At 55.4% G+C, this 17,445-nt stretch carries 18 protein-coding genes; all 18 read right to left on the bottom strand.

Translation table 11 applies throughout. The annotated features are described in order from the left end of the window. Positions 1–25 precede the first annotated feature (25 nt). Entirely contained in the window at positions 26–817 is a 792-nt protein-coding gene (locus GO013_RS03465) for an amino acid ABC transporter substrate-binding protein (protein WP_163808664.1), read from the bottom strand. Between the two features lie 268 nt (positions 818–1,085). Further along, a complete protein-coding gene (locus GO013_RS03460) occupies positions 1,086–2,195 on the bottom strand; it encodes an alkene reductase (protein ID WP_163808663.1) in 1,110 nt (369 codons plus the stop codon). A 4-nt stretch (positions 2,196–2,199) separates the two neighbouring features. Then, the gene (locus tag GO013_RS03455) at positions 2,200–2,868 is read right to left on the bottom strand and encodes an NAD(P)H-dependent oxidoreductase (RefSeq protein WP_163808662.1); all 669 of its coding nucleotides are present in this window, start codon (positions 2,866–2,868) and stop codon (positions 2,200–2,202) included. Positions 2,869–2,887: 19 nt separating this feature from the next. Then, positions 2,888–3,181, bottom strand: coding sequence for a putative quinol monooxygenase (locus GO013_RS03450; RefSeq protein ID WP_163808661.1), 294 nt, complete (start codon positions 3,179–3,181; stop codon positions 2,888–2,890). A 78-nt stretch (positions 3,182–3,259) separates the two neighbouring features. Then, positions 3,260–3,883 (bottom strand): GntR family transcriptional regulator, encoded by a 624-nt coding sequence (locus tag GO013_RS03445; protein ID WP_163808660.1) that lies wholly within the window; start codon positions 3,881–3,883, stop codon positions 3,260–3,262. 86 nt (positions 3,884–3,969) lie between these two features. Next, the gene (locus GO013_RS03440) at positions 3,970–4,539 is read right to left on the bottom strand and encodes a manganese efflux pump MntP family protein (protein ID WP_163808659.1); all 570 of its coding nucleotides are present in this window, start codon (positions 4,537–4,539) and stop codon (positions 3,970–3,972) included. Between the two features lie 125 nt (positions 4,540–4,664). Next, entirely contained in the window at positions 4,665–5,315 is a 651-nt protein-coding gene (locus GO013_RS03435; RefSeq protein WP_163808658.1) for an ATP-binding cassette domain-containing protein, read from the bottom strand. Next, entirely contained in the window at positions 5,312–6,079 is a 768-nt protein-coding gene (locus GO013_RS03430) for an ABC transporter permease subunit (protein ID WP_163808657.1), read from the bottom strand. The genes GO013_RS03435 and GO013_RS03430 overlap by 4 nt, the downstream gene beginning before the upstream one ends. Continuing rightward, a complete protein-coding gene (locus GO013_RS03425) occupies positions 6,076–7,038 on the bottom strand; it encodes a hypothetical protein (RefSeq protein WP_163808656.1) in 963 nt (320 codons plus the stop codon). The genes GO013_RS03430 and GO013_RS03425 overlap by 4 nt, the downstream gene beginning before the upstream one ends. Before the next feature lie 3 nt (positions 7,039–7,041). After that, positions 7,042–8,064: a class I SAM-dependent methyltransferase gene (locus GO013_RS03420; RefSeq protein WP_163808655.1), complete on the bottom strand. Its 1,023-nt coding sequence runs from the start codon at positions 8,062–8,064 to the stop codon at positions 7,042–7,044. 2 nt (positions 8,065–8,066) lie between these two features. Continuing rightward, a complete protein-coding gene (locus tag GO013_RS03415; protein WP_163808654.1) occupies positions 8,067–10,148 on the bottom strand; it encodes a TonB-dependent receptor in 2,082 nt (693 codons plus the stop codon). Between the two features lie 118 nt (positions 10,149–10,266). After that, on the bottom strand, positions 10,267–11,250 hold the full coding sequence (locus GO013_RS17500; RefSeq protein WP_163808653.1) for an AraC family transcriptional regulator: 984 nt from the start codon (positions 11,248–11,250) through the stop codon (positions 10,267–10,269). A 121-nt stretch (positions 11,251–11,371) separates the two neighbouring features. Then, on the bottom strand, positions 11,372–11,899 hold the full coding sequence (locus GO013_RS03405) for a TonB family protein (protein WP_163808652.1): 528 nt from the start codon (positions 11,897–11,899) through the stop codon (positions 11,372–11,374). After that, complete coding sequence (locus GO013_RS03400) at positions 11,896–12,336, bottom strand: biopolymer transporter ExbD (protein WP_163808651.1); 441 nt, start codon at positions 12,334–12,336, stop codon at positions 11,896–11,898. Before GO013_RS03400 ends, GO013_RS03405 begins: the two co-directional genes overlap by 4 nt. A gap of 6 nt (positions 12,337–12,342) precedes the next feature. Beyond that, the gene (locus GO013_RS03395) at positions 12,343–12,930 is read right to left on the bottom strand and encodes a MotA/TolQ/ExbB proton channel family protein (RefSeq protein ID WP_163808650.1); all 588 of its coding nucleotides are present in this window, start codon (positions 12,928–12,930) and stop codon (positions 12,343–12,345) included. Further along, on the bottom strand, positions 12,927–14,753 hold the full coding sequence (locus GO013_RS03390; RefSeq protein ID WP_163808649.1) for a GTP-binding protein: 1,827 nt from the start codon (positions 14,751–14,753) through the stop codon (positions 12,927–12,929). The genes GO013_RS03395 and GO013_RS03390 overlap by 4 nt, the downstream gene beginning before the upstream one ends. 64 nt (positions 14,754–14,817) lie before the next feature. Beyond that, entirely contained in the window at positions 14,818–15,987 is a 1,170-nt protein-coding gene (locus GO013_RS03385; protein WP_163808648.1) for an MBL fold metallo-hydrolase, read from the bottom strand. Positions 15,988–16,011: 24 nt separating this feature from the next. Next, positions 16,012–17,415: a hypothetical protein gene (locus GO013_RS03380; RefSeq protein ID WP_163808647.1), complete on the bottom strand. Its 1,404-nt coding sequence runs from the start codon at positions 17,413–17,415 to the stop codon at positions 16,012–16,014. Positions 17,416–17,445 lie beyond the last annotated feature (30 nt).

Genomic DNA, 17,445 nt, shown 5'->3' with positions numbered 1-17,445 from the left:
CAAGCTTTGTTATCACGGCTTTAGACTACCACTTGGCGGGATTGGTGACATCTTCACCAAACCATTTGCGGGAGATCTTGCCCAGAGTGCCGTCGGCAACCATTTCATCAATGGCCTTCTGGACCATGCCGCGCAGTGCCGCGTCTTCCATGCGGAAGGCAACGCCAAAGGCTTCTTTGGTGATGTAACCAGGCAGGGCGCGGAATTCACCGGGACGGGAAGCCATGTAGAAACGGCCAGTCACGTTGTCAACGACAACCGAGTCCAGACGATCGGCTTCGAGATCGAGAAATGCCTTGGGATTGGTATCGTATTCACGAATTTCAGCAGCGGGTTTGGGCAGCTTCTTGGCGGCTTCGAGGGCCGGGGAACCAGCCTGAACGCCGATTTTCTTGCCCTCAAGAGCTTCAAATGTCTTGATGGCCTTTTCGTCCATGCGCACGGTGGCGATCTGACCGTCGATCAGATACGGCTTGGAAAAGGCGACTTTTTTCTGACGTTCGGCAGTGATGGTCATGCCGTTCCAGATACAGTCATATTTTTTGGCGTACAGCGAGTTGATGACACCTTTCCATTCGGTGGGATGCCATGCGATCTTGACACCGAGGCGTTTGCCGACTTCTTCGGCGGTTTCGATATCAAAACCGACGAGTGTGCCGTTGTCATCGCGGAAACCCATGGGAGGGAAGGCATCGTCCAGACCGACAGCCAACTGTCCGGCGTTCTTGACACGTTCCCAGGAGTCGTCAGCCGCAAAGGCGGAGGCGGCGCAGAGACTCAGAGCCATAACCATCAGAATTGTGAGTACACGTTTCATCCTTGAATCCTCATGTTAGTTCATAAACGGAATACCTCAAGACATGTGGAGATAACAAGATTCCGCCGGATGTGGCAATGGGAAATACCGCATGGGCGTGTGCGAACGGCGTTTCAAAGTGGGGAAAATGGGGTTGAGAAAGAGGGAATATCGGCGAGAATGGTGGCTGGCTGTGTGTCCACATGGGGATGATCTCCGTTGAAAAGGGGACCGCGAAATGCGGTCCCCTTATTGAATATGGCGTGGGTGAATGTGATCGTGTTGAATATCAGGGTTTCCAGAACGGATAATCCGTATACCCATAGGCGTCGCCGCCTCCGAAAAGCGTGTGGGTATCGACAATCTCATTGAGCGGTGCGTTCTGTTTGATGCGTTCGGGGTAGTCCGGGTTGGCCAGGATTTTTCGGCCAAATCCGATCATGTCCACCAGTCCCTTTTCGAGAAGCGATTCTCCTTCGTCGGGAGTTTTGTTGCCTGTGGCGATGATATGCCCCGAATAGACGGCGCGCAATTGTGTGCGGAACTCATCCGGGATTTTTGGAGCGTCGTCCCAATCCGCTTCACACAAGTGGAGATAGACCACACCCAGCTCGTCGAGCATTGCGGCAGCGGCCATGATGGTGTCGAGAATTTCCGGGTCATCCATGTCTTTGAACTTGATGAATGGGGAGAGCCGGACACCGACTTTGTCCCGACCGACCTTTTCGATGACCGCCTCGGTTATCTCGCGTAACAGTCGGATGCGATTTTCTTTGGAACCACCGTAGGCATCGGTCCGCTTATTGGCATTGCTCCGCAGAAATTGGTCGATGAGATATCCGTTTGCACCGTGGATTTCCACGCCGTCGAATCCGGCCTGTATGGCGTTTTCCGCACCAAGAGCGAATTCCTGAACGACCTGGTCGATATCGTCCTGTGTCATTTCTCGGGGTTCCTCAACGGGAATGAAGACCGCGTCTCCATTGGTCGAGCCGTCAAAGGTATAGACCGTGGTGTCTTTGGCGATACAGGCACTGGGACCAAGCGGTTGGTAGCCGTTGATGGCCGAAGCACTGATCCGGCCCACGTGCCAGAGTTGAAGAAAGGCTGAACTTCCCTGTGCGTGGATCGCGTCGGTGGTCAGTGTCCACCCGTCGATCTGGGCACCGGAGAAGATGCCCGGAGTTTTCGCATAGCCTTTTCCTTGTAAGGAAACCTGAGTGGCCTCGGTGATGATGAGTCCTGCCGAGGCCCGTTGCGCATAGTATGTGGCCATGAGCGCGTTGGGCACATCGCCGGGTTGCGAACTGCGGGACCGGGTCATGGGTGCCATGACGATTCGATTGTCGAGTTCAATGGGACCTAATGTCGTTTTTTCGAAAAGGTGTGTGTATGGCATCGTGTTATTCCTTTCCTATCCAGGTGGTGACCTTTGAGATGTCCTGTCTGGTCTTGGATCGGGGATCTTCCTTGCGATAGCCGAAGGTGACCGCGTACCCGATGGTGTACTTGTCGGTGTCGATGTCGAGTTCCGAAGCGAGCATGGCGTCGAATTGTGCTCGGTGCAATCCTTCGATGGGACAACTGTCAATGCCGATCATGGCGGCTGCCGTCATCATGTTCGCCAGCGGGATGTATGTCTGGTGCGCGGCCCAATCCGTCAGGGCACGGTCAGATTCGAGCAGGTTGAAATCGGATTCCTGAAAGGTTTTGAAGAAGCCTCCCTTCAGTTCGACGATATCCTCCGGCAGTTCTTGAATATTCCGCATGAACGTCTGGATGTACTCACTGTCATATCGCATGAAGAATGGTTTTTTGACCAGCGTGAAAATGACGTGGCTTGCCGTGGGGAACTGGCGTTGGGCACCCCAGGTCATGGGCAGGAATTTTTCGCGAACAGCGGGATCCTGGACGATGAGGAAGTGCCACGGTTCGAAACCGAATGAGCTGGGTGACAGGCGAGCTGTTTCGAGAATGAATTCGAAATCCTCATTCGGAATTTTCCTGGTGCTGTCGAATTCCTTGCAGGCGTGGCGAAAATTGTATGCGTTCAGTATTTCTTGTTTGTTCATGATGGTATCTCCGGATCATTTAGGGTTGATGGATTGCTTCGAGGAAATTGACTTGAAGCGTCTGGACCATATCCGTGGTTGATTCGACAAAATGCGTGAAATGGGGCGCATTGTTGTGGGTGTCCAAAACTGTCTGATTTTCCCATATCTCATATATGAAAAATTTGTCGTGATTTTTCGTGTCGCGATGCAGTTGATAGGTCAGACACCCCGGCTCACTTCGGCTTGCCGCAACAAGAGCTTCGAGTTTTTCCTGAAGCGGGATGCTATGCCCCGGTTTGGCTTCAATGAGTGCGATGATGCGTATTTCCATTTCAGTAACTCCTTTTGAAAATTGTATATTATCGATAATTAATTGTCGGGAAACACGAACCCTTGTTCCATGCGATGGTTATTGCATGGAATCGTCGTGGTGTTTTAAGGCTTTTACGGCCTGTCCGATCAATCCTTCCTTGAGTGCCTGAATGATGGGCGGGTGCAATGGAAGGGCTGTTTTCAACGTGAGGCCCAGTGTGCTCAACGTGTGCCGCATGTAGTGCGGGAGCTGGAGTGCTTCCCAGACTTCGAGCATTTTCCCGTTGCCAGACGCGGCGATCATGCTTCGGTGAAACAGGTTGTTGTGGTGGATGTATGCCGCGTGATTTTCTTCGCGAACGGCCTGTTCCATGTGCGTGAAGTGGGTGTCCAGCTCAGCGGCCAACGCCTTTGGATCTTCTGTCAGTGATTGGAGGGACGCTACTTCAAGGGCATGTCGGACCTGATAGGTTTCCCGTACTTCCTGATCCGAAAATTCTCGCACGCGGAATCCCACATTGGGGATATGTTCCAGATATCCGCTGGTAAAAAGGCACTGAATGGCCTCGCGAACAGGTGCCTGACTGACATCAAGAGCCTTTGAAATGGGAACGATCTTGAGACGCTTTCCGGGCGGCAATTCGCCTGATATGATTTTCCCGAGCAGGATGGTTCTGACCTGATCCTTGAGGGATTCCTTTTTGATCAATGTTTTTTTCATGATTCCCTTCATGTTTGGTAGAGAATATATTATCGATAATCCGCGTGTCAAGGTGGCGCGGTGGATTTTGTGAGTGGACCCGTTTTTTATAGTCCGAACGCGCCGTGTTCCCAGAGAATCTTGAGACCGATGCCGATCAGGACCGTGCCACCGACCAGTTCGGCATATTTGCCGATACACCGAGCCTTGGCTGCGGTCTTGCCCAATTGCAGGCCCATCAGGGTGAAGAGCAGGGCCACGATGCCGATGATGAGTGACGGCCACCAGACCGAGATGCCCAGCATGGACAGGCTCAGTCCAACGGCGAGGGCGTCGATGCTCGTGGCAATGGACAGGACGACCAGCGACCATCCCTTGGTGGGGTCGTTTCGGGATTCCGTTTCATCCTCGAAGGCTTCACGGATCATTTTATATCCGATGTAGCTCAGTAATCCGAAGGCGATCCAGTGGTCATAGGCTTCGATATACCCGCTGACCGTGCGTCCGAGAAACCAGCCGAGTATGGGCATGAGTCCCTGGAACAGGCCGAAATGCCACGCCAGCCGAAAGGATTGCCGGGGGCTGACGCATTTGAGCGATACGCCTGTGGCAATGGCAACGGCAAAGGCGTCCATCGCAAGGGCAATGGCAATGGTGACCAGTTCTATATTTCCCATACTGACTCCTTGAATTCGGAGACAGAAGTAGCGTGGTTTGACGAATCTCTCAAGTGTTTATCGAATGCCCTTATGTGGCGATCAGCATTGTTCTTCAAGGAAAGAGAACGGGATACGATATCTTTTTATGCGGTGATGGCCATGGAGAGTGACTCTGGGTTTTGTTCCGGGATGTCTGGTCCGAGTCGGATGATCCGATTGGTCCCGGCCAGCAGTTCCGAGGCGTCGTGGGTGACGTGAATCACGGCGGCGTTGCAGGTCTTGAGTGTGGATTCCAGGAGCTGCCGCATGATCTTTTTGAGGTCGATATCCAAGCCGGTAAAGGGTTCGTCCAGCAAGAGGATATCCGGGCTGATGGCAAAGGCCCGGGCCAATGCGACTCGTTGGCGCATTCCTCCAGAGAGTTGATGCGGATAGGCGTTTTCCGCCGCGAACAGTTTCATGCGGTGCAGGAAATGCCGGGCGCGTTGCGTGGCTGTCTGCGCGTCCATGCCCTGTGCGCGCAAGGGCAGAATCACGTTGTTCAGCGCGGTGTCCCACGGCAATAGGCGGGCCTCTTGAAAGACATAGCCGATGTGGGGGGAGTTGACCTGAATATCCCCTGAATCCGGTGTTTCAAGCCCTGCAATGAGTCGGAGAATGGTGGATTTGCCAATGCCGCTCGGACCGAGCATCCCCAGAATTTCCCCTGGCTGGACCGTGAGGGAAAAGCCGTTGACAACCGGCTGTGCCCCAAAGTGTTTGTGGACGTCTTGCAAGGTAATGATCGGGGTCATGCCTGTCTCCTTTGAACGGCTTTGCGGGCCGGGCGGAGCAGCACCACCTCGACACCGCCGATGACCAGCATGGCCAGCAGGGTCAAGGCATAGAGTTCATCGGTTTGCAGGTTGGCCCGGGCAATGGCCAGGGCGTGGCCTAGTCCCTGATTGGCACCGAGCATTTCCGCCAGCACCACGATACGGATACCGTTGCCCGTGGCGATGACCACGCTTGAAAGCAATGGACCGGCCAGAGTGACAGCATAGATGCGCGCCAGCCGGACGCGCAGGGGCAGGTGATAGACCGTGGCCATTTCCAATAGGGCGCGGTCAACCTGCGCCATGCCGTCGGCGGTGTTCACATAGACAATGGGGGCCACCATGGTCGCCGTGATGCAGACCACCATGGTTGTGCCCATGCCGAACCAGAGCATGAATACCACGACGATAATCACGCCGGGAATGCTTGTCAGAATCCAGCGGACCGGGGCCAACATCTGCCTGATCGGTTCCACCAGACCGGCCAGGATACCCAGTATCAACCCGCTGCATACGCCAAAGCCCAGGGCCATGGCGATGCGTTTCAATGTCGGGTAGAGATGGCGGGTCAGAAAGGCCTGATCGGTGAACAGCCTGAACAGGGCGGCCAAGGTATCGGCCGGACCGGCCACGACCAATCCGGACTGGACATGCGCCAGTCCTTCCCAGCCAAGAATGAGAAGCAGCAGCCCCCCGATGTTGAAAAACAGCGGTGGCAGTTTTGATGGTGTTTTTGGGATCATTGTCCTGTCTCGAAAAGCGTTTTGTCCGGCATGGATCCGCCCACGGCAGCCGGAGACAAGGCATATATTTTCGACAGATAGAAAAGCGCGTCGGTGACCGCTTCCGGGCCATTCTGAGTTCGAATGGCGAGATCCTGTATGGCTCCGTGTTGTACTTGTGCGGCCAGAGCCGGGAATTTTTGATGGAGGAGTTTCTGCGTCGCTTTCGGGTGGTGCTGTACCCAGTCACAGGCGTGTTCATGGGCCATATTGAAGGCCTGTATCAATCGGGAGTCTTCGGACATTTCGCCAAAAAAGGCCACACAGCTCGCGGCCAGATGGTGCCCGGGAAAGGCCTCTTGCCATGCCGTGCGCATATCCACCCGTTTGACCAACTGGGGAACCCCCTTGTCCTGCATGGACCGTGATCGTTGAATGGCGATGGAGGCGGTCGGGTCGCTGAGCATGGCGTGATCGCCCTGACCCGCCAGCAGCAGGTTGACCGCTTCCAGGGCACCACCGGTGTGCCTGGTCATCACTGTTCCTGACGAATCAGCCATGGTTGCCTTGAAGAAGAGTTCCGGCATTTCACCCGGACCAAAGGGAAAGAGCAGGGTGCCCTTGAGCGAGTCCAGCGAGGCTGGTCCCTGCCTGGTCGAAATGATCCAGACAGGGGCCTCGTGCAACAGGGCTACCCTGCATTTGACGCCCTTGCTCCGTAACATTGCCGCCACTGCAGTGGTGACGATGGCGGCATCCACCTGTCCCCCGGCAACCATGGCCCGGAGCATGTCCGGCGAGTGCCAGGGTATGAACTGGCCGTCAAAGCCTTGCGCCCATGGCTGGTCATCCTGTGACAGGGCCAACAAGGGCACACTTTCCATGATCGGTGGTCCAGAGAGACGGAGGACTGGCTTTGAACTTGCGGTTGCTGTGCAGGTCAAAGCCAGTATGAACAAGAGAGCAAGGAGTGTACGCATGGGTTATTTCCGTTTTCGGGCAATGATGCAGTCGATGGGAGCCATAGGCATGGCGTGGGCGCGGGTTTCGGTCGAGGCGAATCCCACTTCCAGCAGCTTGGCATTGATTTCACCTTGTTCAAAGGAGACATCCTGTCCTTCAAGGGCCAGAGAGAGGCGAGACAGGATGATGCCTGCCGGTTGGGTCCGTTCATGAGTCAGTCCTTCGTGGACGCTGATGAACAGGCCACCGGGCCGGAGCGCGTCATGGGCGCGAGCGAGCAGGGCCGTGAGGTCTCGGGCATAATACAGGGTCTGGCTGGCCCAGATCAGATCATAGCCCGAACCGAAGTCCACTTCATTGTAATCCCCCTCGATCGTGGTGATGCGGGAGGCGAGATCGGTTGCGGCGATTTCGGTTTTGGCGACCTCGATGACGGCAGGCAGATCACACAACACCCCGGTGAGCGAGGGGTGCCGTTTGAGGATGGCCATGCACATGATGCCCGGCCCGCAGCCTATGTCCAACATGCGGCGCATGGACGGGAACTCCGGGAGTGAGGACACGGTGTCCGCCACCTGTTCAGCCATTCCCGCCTTGTGAAAGCTGGCCAGATGATGAACGGATTTTTTCCATAGGGCCTCTTTTTCAAGACGGTCCTGTTGTTGTACCGCAGGTGGTCCCTGTCGAACCAGCTCCGGGATTCTGTCCAGATTGCGAGACTGCATCCGGGAGAGGTTCTTGACCAGTCCCACGAGTTCGGTGGGACTGGTTGTACGCATGTATCTTTCGGCAAATTCCGTGTTGCGGTACCTGCCGTTTTTTTTGGTCGCGAGTCCCAGTGCGGTCATGGCATCCAGAAAGGCGATCAGATTGCTGGTGCCCGCTTTTACTTTCAGGGCTGTGGCGATATCCGAGAGGTCGTGTGTGTCCGTCAGGATATCAGCCATACCCATGTCCAGAGCCGCGTCGAGGACCGCCAGCCTGGTCGGTCCGAGCATCAGCTCGAACACCGACCAGGGTGAGAGTTGCTGTGGATGGTCCATACTTAGAATCTCCAATTGGCTGTGAGGCCAAAGGTTCTGGGTGCGCCGTCTTCAACCAGTGTCAAGCCCGCACCGTTTTTGACTTTCTTGTTGGCATATTCTTCATCGAGCAGATTGTCGCACCACAGGGCGATTTCAATGTCCTTGACCTGATAGCCCACGCGCAGGTTCACGGTCTGATAACCGTCATCCTTGATCGTGTTTGCCGCGTCAAAATACTGCTCGCCAGTTCCCAACAGATCAGCCAGGATGAAGAAACCGCTTTGATGATTGTATTCCGCACTGAGGGTGTAGGTGTATTCCGGTGCCCACGGCAGTTTGTTGCCGCTGTAATCAACCGGGGTTCCGCCGACCGTGGTGTCCCACTTGTCCACTTCTGCGTCAGCATAACCAAATCCGGCTCTGAATTGAAGTTCCGGTATGGGATTGTACGCGGCTTCCACTTCGATTCCCTGCGTGTGTGCGTCCGCCGCATTGGTGAATTTCCAGACACCCATGCCCGCACCGGGGACTTCTTCGCGGACCTGTTTGTCAGAGAGTTCTGTGTAGAAGATGGTCGTGTTGAATGTGAGGGTGTTGTCAAGCCATGTGGTCTTGATACCCGCTTCATAGTTCATGGAATGTTCCGGGTCGTAGGCAAAGGTATCGGCACTGGTCGCGGAGAAGAAGTTGAATCCGCCAGCCAGAAAACCGCGTGAAACCGTGGTGTATGCCGTGACGTTCGGGGTGAAGTCATAGGCCAGTGACGCCATGGGCAGCCATTCGGTATTGTCGATATCCTTTTCGTAGGAAACCGGTCCCGAGTTGGGGGTGTACGTATGCTTGCCGCTGTTGCGTGAAACATCGAGACGCAATCCGCCAGTGAGGCGCAGTCCTTCAATCATCTCATAAGTTGCCTGGCCGAACCCTGCGTATCCGTTGTCCGTGCTGTCTCCTTTTCGTTTGGACGCCATGAGCGGATTGATGTGGTTGAAGTCAATGCCCGCATCAACGGTTTCGTGACGGCCATAGAGACCGACCAGCCAGGATAATGCGGTTGTGTCCGTGGATGCGAGACGGAATTCTTGTCCCCAACTGTCCAGTTCCGTGTCCATTTCGGACGTGCCGAGCGGGATGGGGGTCCTGTCGAAATCGTGTAGGTGGTCTCTGTCAAAGGAACGATGACTGGTGATGGAGGTCAGCTCCATGGTCGGCCATGCGTATTTGATGCGTGCGGACTGTCCAAATGCCTTTTCGTGCGCGCGGTCAGCTTCGTTGGCGCGGACTTCATGGCGCGGTGTCGCATTGGGACCGTCTTCGTATCGAAGGACGCTCATGCCGTGATTGTTATTTTTGCCGTCAAGATCCACTGCAATGTCCCACGCCTTGGACGGGGTCCACCGCAGGGTGCCTCGACCGAAGATGGATTCTTCCCCGGCAACGTCATCATCGTCGCGAAAGGTATTCTCAACATAGCCGTTGGTGGTTTTTCCCAGCAGGGAGAGTGAATAGAACAGCTTGTCTTCGACCAGAGGCCCGCTGGTGCTTCCGCCCATCCTGACCGTGCTGTAATTGCCCAGTTCTGTCATGAGTCTGGTCCGTTGGGTGTTGTCCGGCTCCTTGAGCACGATGTTGATGACGCCGGATTCACTGTTGCGCCCGTAGAGCGTGGCCTGTGGTCCTCGTAGAATTTCCACCCGTTCGATGTCGAACAGATCCTGATTGACCATGTACCCGATGGGCAGAGCCACATCGTTCATATACAACCCCATGGGACTGAACAGTGAGGTGTCGATGGTGGAAATGCCCCGGCAGACGATGGACCCGCCGGAACTGGTGTGCTTGATATAGACATTGGGGGCGAAACGGGTCAGGTCGGCGAGTTCATCCGTGCCATGGGTTTCGATGAACACGTCATCCATGACGGAAATGTTGCCGGGGAAGTCCTTGACTGTTCCTTCCCGTTTTGTGGCGGTGACCGTGACCGCGTCCATGGTGACCGGAGCCTGTTCTTTGGCTTCCGGGGGTGCGTCTTGTGCCAGGGCAGGGCACGAGACGAGAAAGAGGAATGTGAAGATAAGACCTGTCATTGTGCGTCGATACATGATTCTCCCACCTGAAAAGTATGTGTTTTGTGAACTTGATAATCAAACTCAATACATGGATGTGGAGAGACGGACTAATCCTAACAGGGCGAAAGTTATCGGTTCCCGGACTTTCTGGTCATGGTATGGTTAATCTCCGTTGATTGGACAGGAAGTGCTTGGGCAGAATGCCGAATCGTTTTTTGAAGGCTCGGCTGAAGTGGCTGAGACTCTGGAATCCGACAGCGTAGGCGGTTTCCGTGACATTTCGATTGCCTTCCCGGAGAATTGTGTGGGCTTTTTGGAGTCGATGTTCGCGGAAAAAACCAAAAACTGAAGTTCCGAATATTTGCCGGAAGCCGAGTTTGAGCTTTTTCTCATTGAGTCCGGCAAAGGTTGCAAGCTGGACCAGACTCGGCGGGTTTTCCAGATCCTGAACAAGATAGTGTGAGGCGTGGTGAATCCGTTGCATATCTTCAGGGCACAGCGCAGGTGCAGGTGATTGTTGGTGCTGTGAAGCCACGTAATCGGCCAATTGGAGGGCCAGCAGTTCCATGACCCGGCTTTCCAGAAACAATCGTCGAATACCGCCGGTATACGGGCAATTCAGGATTTGTCCGAGCAGGTGATGTTTGGTGGGACTGGAGCTGCCGAACCAGGCCATGGGGTCCATGCTGGTTTCATCGATTCTGGTCCGCAACTCGCGAGGGAGCTGATCCATGGTGTCGGAGAAATAGGTTCGAAGAAATTCGGGCGTTGCGAGAATACCGATGACACAGGCCGGGTCTTCATCCGGTTTTTCCAACACCCCCCGCGTCTTTGGCAGGGAGAAAATACCGTTTGAGCCAGAGTGCATTTCATGGGTGGTGTTGCGCAAGGAACCGCCCGAGTAGACACAGCGATTTTTGCCGGAATACGTGAAACCGAACTGGATCGGGGCGTCATCGATTTCAAATGAGGTCTTGAGTGGCATTCCTGCTTCAGGGTGTGCGATGGACAGGGCCAATCCGGGCCGGATGGTCCGGGATTTGATGCCGTGAGGAAGAGCGGTGTATCCTTCAAGGGAAATGTGCAACGCGGTGTCGGCTGCTGAATGTGCTGTCGTGTGTGCAGATGATTTCACGCTATGGCTCCTGCGGCTTCAAAGTGTCCTGCACGGTATACTTGTGTAGATAATGAAAGTCAATATTAATAAAAGTGTGACGTAATGGAGCACTGTGTTGTCCACCGGGGAGGATGGGCCATTACATATTATATTGGTATTTGACGGCGGTGGTGATTCTGAAAGTTCGGCCCCGGAGGATTTTCGGACGCTTGGTCCGTCCGCTTGCGGTCGTGATGGCCTGTTGGGCGGCCTGATCCAATCGGGGATCACCGGATGAACGGACCAGATGGATGTCTGTGAAGGTGTCGTTTGGCAGGATGCGGAAGGTGAACAGGGCATTGCCGATGAGTGCAGACAGGTCTCCGTTGTCCGGGAGAAATTTGTGCCGTTCAATAGTTTCGTGGACCGAGGCGAGATAGTGCTTGGTTGCGAGTCGGCGCAGTCGTTTGCCCGCGTCTTCACACTGTTCTTCCCCTCTTTCTTCCACGCTGCCCTGTTCAAGGGCCATGGGATTGCCGGTCGAGCGGACCGAGACGTCGAAATCCAGTGGGGTGATGATATCATCCCCACCGACGACCGGCTCTCTGGTCCAGTCCTGTTGCAAAAAGAGGAAATGGACCATGAGTGAAAAAGCGATGCACAGGCCCAGGACCTGACGGCTGGTCATTGTCGGCCCTCGGTCGATGGGGTGGGGTCCGGTTTCGTGCTGGTGGCAATGACGAGATTGCTGAATCCGTTGGATCGGACCATGTCCACAATGCGAACGAAATGTTCCACGGTGGCCTGGGGAGCTGATTTTAGGAGAATATGGACGGGTTGTTGGGCCAGTGGTCGAATCGCCATGGATTGCAATTGAACGGACAGGGCGTCAAGGGTGACCGGATGGGTATCACAGAGGATGTCTCCGTTGGCGCGGAGTTCGATTTCCATGGATTTGCCGGAAACCGGAGTGGAGGATTCGGCGGTGGGCAGTTCCATATCCATGCCCTTTGCCGTGAAGACGGACGAGACAACAAAAAATATCAACAGAATGAAAACCACATCCAGAAGCGGGGTGATGTCCGGCGAGGCCGGGCGCGGTGTATGCCGTTGAAATGAAATCATGCCGTTCTATCGTGGTTGGTGGAGAAAGGCGTTGGTCGTGTGCTGCATGGCAAACGCGACTTTTTCATGCTGTCGGCAGAACCAACGGTGGGCCAACAAGGCGGGAATGGCCACACTCAATCCCGCGGCCGTGGTGAGTAGGGCCTGCCAAATGCCTCCGGCCAGCATGGTGATGTCCACGTTGCCCGATGCAGAGAGTCGGGAAAAGGCGTCGATCATGCCGAGCACGGTTCCGAGGAGGCCGATAAGCGGAGCGGTGGTGGCGACCGTGGCCAGAAAATCCAGTCGCCGACGAAACGAGAACAGGATGTCGTCGCCTACCTGTTGGATTTGTTGCTCCTTGGTCTGTATGGGCAGGTCGCTGAACAGGGCGGAGAAAAACGGAAGATAGGTGGGGGCCAGTGATTCCAGTTCCTCCAAGGCCGCATCCCATCCCGAGGTTCGGACGGTTTCAAGGATCGGCGCAAGGGCGGTCGGCGTGGGGAATCGACGGGTGGTGAAGGCCGTGAAGCGTTCGGCCGTGATGGCCAGCGACGCAATGGACAGGACGAGCAGCGGCCACATCATGAAGCCGCCCTGATGCAGAAGGTTCATGCATACCTCCGTTCAAGCTGTTCGAGCATGGAAAGATCCATATTCTTGCCGATGGCCACGAGGAATCCGTCGCCGTCGAAATTATTGTCGAGGCGGGAGAGTTCATATCGCCCCGAGACATATTGTACTACTTCATGTTCCATGCTTTCCGCAATGTGCACGATTCCCTTGAGTCGGAAAATCTCCTTGGGGAGGGTGTTCAATGTGCCAAGAAGCGTTTCCCGACTCAGGGAATCGTGGAACGCAAAACGTCTGGACTCAAATCCTTCCATGGCATGGGTATGGTGTGGGGAGGAGATGGGACCGGGAAGGAGTCCTTCAGTGTTGTGCGTCAAGGGATCGCAATCATAGATCATGCCCGGATTGATGGCCCCGTATTCGGTCTCGACCAACAGGGCACGTGGGTTCAGGTCTCGGAGTGTTGCGGTCAATGTGGTTTTGTCCGGTGTGGTGACAAGGTCGCACTTGTTGAGAATCAGGGTGTCGGCGGCCTTGATCTGGTCGCGGGAAATATCACTTTCATCCAATAGAGTCGGGGCCGTGCGTGCATCCACCAGCGTGGTGACGGAGTCGAGGCGGACCAGCGGTCGCAATGTATCGATTTCGTGCAGGATATTGAAGGGATTCGCCAGCCCGGTGGTCTCAAGGACAATGACCTTGGGATTGAATTGGTTCGTGAGCTGTTCGATGCCCTTGGATAGATTGCCCGCAAGGGTGCAGCAGACACAGCCCTCGTCCAGTTCGATGACGGAATCGTCGCCTTCCAGAAGTTTTCCATCCACCCCGGTCTGTCCGACTTCGTTTTGGATGATGGCGACCAGTTCGTCGCGTGCGGCATGGTATTCCAGCAATTGATTGAGAAAGGTGGTCTTGCCCGCGCCGAGGAATCCGCTGAGAACAATCAGGCTAGGGCGGCTGTCAAAGGCATAGTCGTGGGTTTCTTTTTCAGCCAGGGCGGAGAGGGTGTGCGTCTCCCAGAAGAGGGCCGTGTCAATGGGGGCGGGGGCCTGTTCCCGGTCTGCCGCTCCACCTTGGAAGGTCCAATGGCGTATGGACGGTGTTATCAGGGATTGTGCGGTGTCGAGGTCCCCCCATATCAGGACATCAGTGACAGTGGTGGTGTCGTGATCGATCGGGAAGCAGCTCCCGTGGGTGTCGTATTCGATGGCGTGCGCCGGGGAAGTGCTTCTGCCGAATTGGCACGGCGGTTCTTCGAGACTGTTGGACATGGCCGCGCCAAGGACCAGAAACAGGTCCATGCCAATGGCGTGGGCAGGAATGTCTTCCTCGGCCTCACCGGGTTGGATGACCCATTCTCCATCCGGTGTGGCTACGCCGTCCCGGGAAATGGTGATTTTTCGATTAACCGCCTCAAGGCGGATGACCATGGTGTCTTCGTTGGCGTTGAGGGCGGCGGAGAGGGTGCCTATGCGAAATGGTTTTGCCCATTTCTCATTGGAGGAAAATTGTCGGAGCGCGTCCGTGTAGTCCGGTTGGACGATCGCCATGTTCGCGGCAAGGGACATGGTGTCGAGCAGCGGCTCTTTTTCTGTAGGGAAATAATAGAGACCGAGGCGGACATGGGGTCCGAGAGGGGTGGATTCCTGGGTGTCCATGCATACGCCGAACACGCCGGGGCGGGTCCTGATTCGCATGGTCCACGCCTGCTTGCCACGGGGGCAGACCGCCATGCCCTTCCAGCCGACCAGCCGTTTGAATGCCTCGTGTTGACAGGCTGCCAGCAGACAGTTGGCGATCATTTGCGGCATGTTGATCCGGTGGTCCCGGGGACGCTGTGGTGGAAGAATGGCGGAAAGGTTCATACGTCTCTCGCTGTGATGGTCCGGCCCACTCGTCGAGCGGGCCGGACGGTTGGAGTGGTGGGGTCTAACAGCCGAAACTGATCTTGTCGCCGTTGCCGAGATAATCCTTGGACGCGGACCGGAATCGGGCGGTGCCACGCACGACCGGATACCCGGCCTCAATGAATTTCTTGGCGGTGAGGTGCCCGGTGCAGTGGTTGCAGCCGATGCGTTCGAAACCCCATTGACCAAGAGAGATCACGAGGTCGTCATATTTTGGGTCCCAATCCTCGAAGGGCGAGATGTGCAGCCCTCCATAGATGCCGTAGAACTTGTCATTGTCGTATTTCAGATTCGAGTAGGCGAAGTCGGCGAATTTCAGGATGCCCTGATGGCAGCAGCCGGAAATGAGCAATAGCCCGCGATCCTTGATGTTGAAGGCCAGCGAGGTTTCGCCAAACACCCGGTTGATGATCGGTACGTCGAATTTGAGCAGTGCCATGCCCGGGATGATGTTGGTCACGGGTGTCTTGACGATGACTGGATCACCCTTGTACCCGGAATCCTTGATATACTGGAGTCCTTCCTTGTAAAATCCGTCGTGGACATACAAGGGGATACGGTTGTCGTACTTCATGGTGACGGGCAGTCCCCAGAAGTGATCCCAGTGCTCATGCGAAATGAACAGGGCTTCGATTTCCTGCTCCTGAAGCATCTTGTCGATACCTTCACGCTTGAAGCTGCTTTCCATCCATTCATAGGACCAGCCGGTGTCCAGCAGGTACTTGTGCAGGGTGCCGTCCAGTGCCTCCACCTCGATAAGGCAGGAATAACCGCCGGGATTATCCGGGTGCAGGGCCAGTTTTTTCTGGATGTCCCACGCCTTTTTCAGGTCGTTGGGCAACAGGTCCTTGATGGAGCTGATGCCTTCATCGTAGGACCCTTGGGCCGATCCCTTGCCATTGGCAAACGGTGCCCAGTTCAGGGTGTATTGGTTGACGAGCAGTCCTCCGGCTTCATGGATGTCGCCGATGAGGTGCGCGTTGTTGAACCAACTGGTTTCAGAGATGTTGGTAATGCGGACACTGCGGCACGCGCCAAAGTCGTGTTGCTGTCGGTTGACCTGTGGCAATGCGTCATAGGCCCATGGACTGTACGAATACAACCCCATGCCAGCGAACGCTCCGGCGACCAGACCCGTGGCGGCTCCCTTGACAAAGTTCCGTCTACTTATGTTCTTTTTTTCATGACTCATAGTGGTACTCCTTGTTCTCTGCGCTTACTTGATGATGGTAAAGTTGGCGCTGATCCACGGCAGCATCTTGATGATGGCGAAATAGAGAATCGCGCCTCCACCCAGTCCGACAGCCAATCCCTTGGCAAGCCCGGATGTCCATTTGACATCGTGTGCCACGACTTCTTCCTTGCCTTCTTCCAGCTCTTCGGCGGTCTTGGGAACGGCTTTCCAGCCCGGCCAGCCGTCCATGAACCAGACATTGATGAGGAAGATGTTGATCAACCAGATCATAGGAATCATGGGGAACTGTTGCGGGTGGGAGAAACCTTTCTGGGTGCCGAGGAACAGATGGGATGTCTTGTAGTAGACCACGTAGACGAATACGGCTCCGAGCGCGGTTATCAGGGTGCGGATGCACACGTTGACCGGGCGGCTGAACTTGGTCGGCCAGTTGTTGCAGTAGAAACTGAGATACAGGGTGGGAACCAGCCAGAAGATGGCCATTTCACCCACATGGAGCCACCGCCAGTCGGGAGCCATGAGGCGACGGGTGCCACGGATGGTCTCGCCCCAGACGATGTCCTGAGCGTAGAACAGGAAGAAGCACAGGGCCACTGCGATACCGATGATGCCGAAGAAGGATGAGGTCCGGCGCAATGTGTCGTTTTTGATCAGGTTGAAGGGATACCGTTCCCAGATGGTTTCATACAGCCAGACCACCACGGTACAACACATGATCCAGGCAATGTGGAAGTTGCCGGAAACGGTGTTGGCGAAGTCTTCCCAGTACGGCGGGCAGATGGCCGTGAATTTTTGCCATGGATAGAACAGGATGGCCATGTGCGAGTGCATGGTCAGGAAGTACACGATCATGCTGAGGAAGAACGTGACGATCGCGATGGTAATGCCGCGCGCCGGTTGTTTGAGGTCCTGCCACGGTGCGTTTTCGCAGGCCACGGCCCAACTCGGGGAGAGCCAGGATGCGATGGCCGCGAACATCATGATGGCTTCGGCCGCGTATTCAATGGAATAGAAATCGGTGATACCCATGGCCTCCAGCCGCGCCGGGTCAAAATAGGCGATACCGAAGTTGCCGAGAATTTCAATGAAGAAGCCCTTGATGAGCAGGATCATTGCCGCCACGCTGAGTAGCGTCAATGCAGTTCCCTTGATGAGCGGGTGCGTTTTTTCCAGCCATGATCGTTTGAAGGGCCAGTAATCAAAGATGTAGGCGACCCAGATGAAGAGGATCAGCAGCCAGCGGCAGACCATGTATCCCACATACGGGGTGTACATGCGCATAATGCCGCGTGGGTCCTGAAAAATCCACCAGGTTGCGTAAAAAAAGGCAAAAATGACAAGCGTATTTACCAATGCCGGGATCGGCCCGTTCCACCGTTTGACCAGCTTTCGACTTTCCAGATAGCTGACAGTGTTGTTGTCCATGTTACACTCCTTGAGCGAGCTTGCCGGGGA

This window comes from Pseudodesulfovibrio sp. JC047, assembly GCF_010468615.1.
In the GTDB taxonomy this organism is placed as follows: Bacteria; Desulfobacterota; Desulfovibrionia; order Desulfovibrionales; family Desulfovibrionaceae; genus Pseudodesulfovibrio.
Note: the sequence above shows the minus strand (reverse complement) of the source record. Positions and strands in the feature narration are given on the sequence as shown.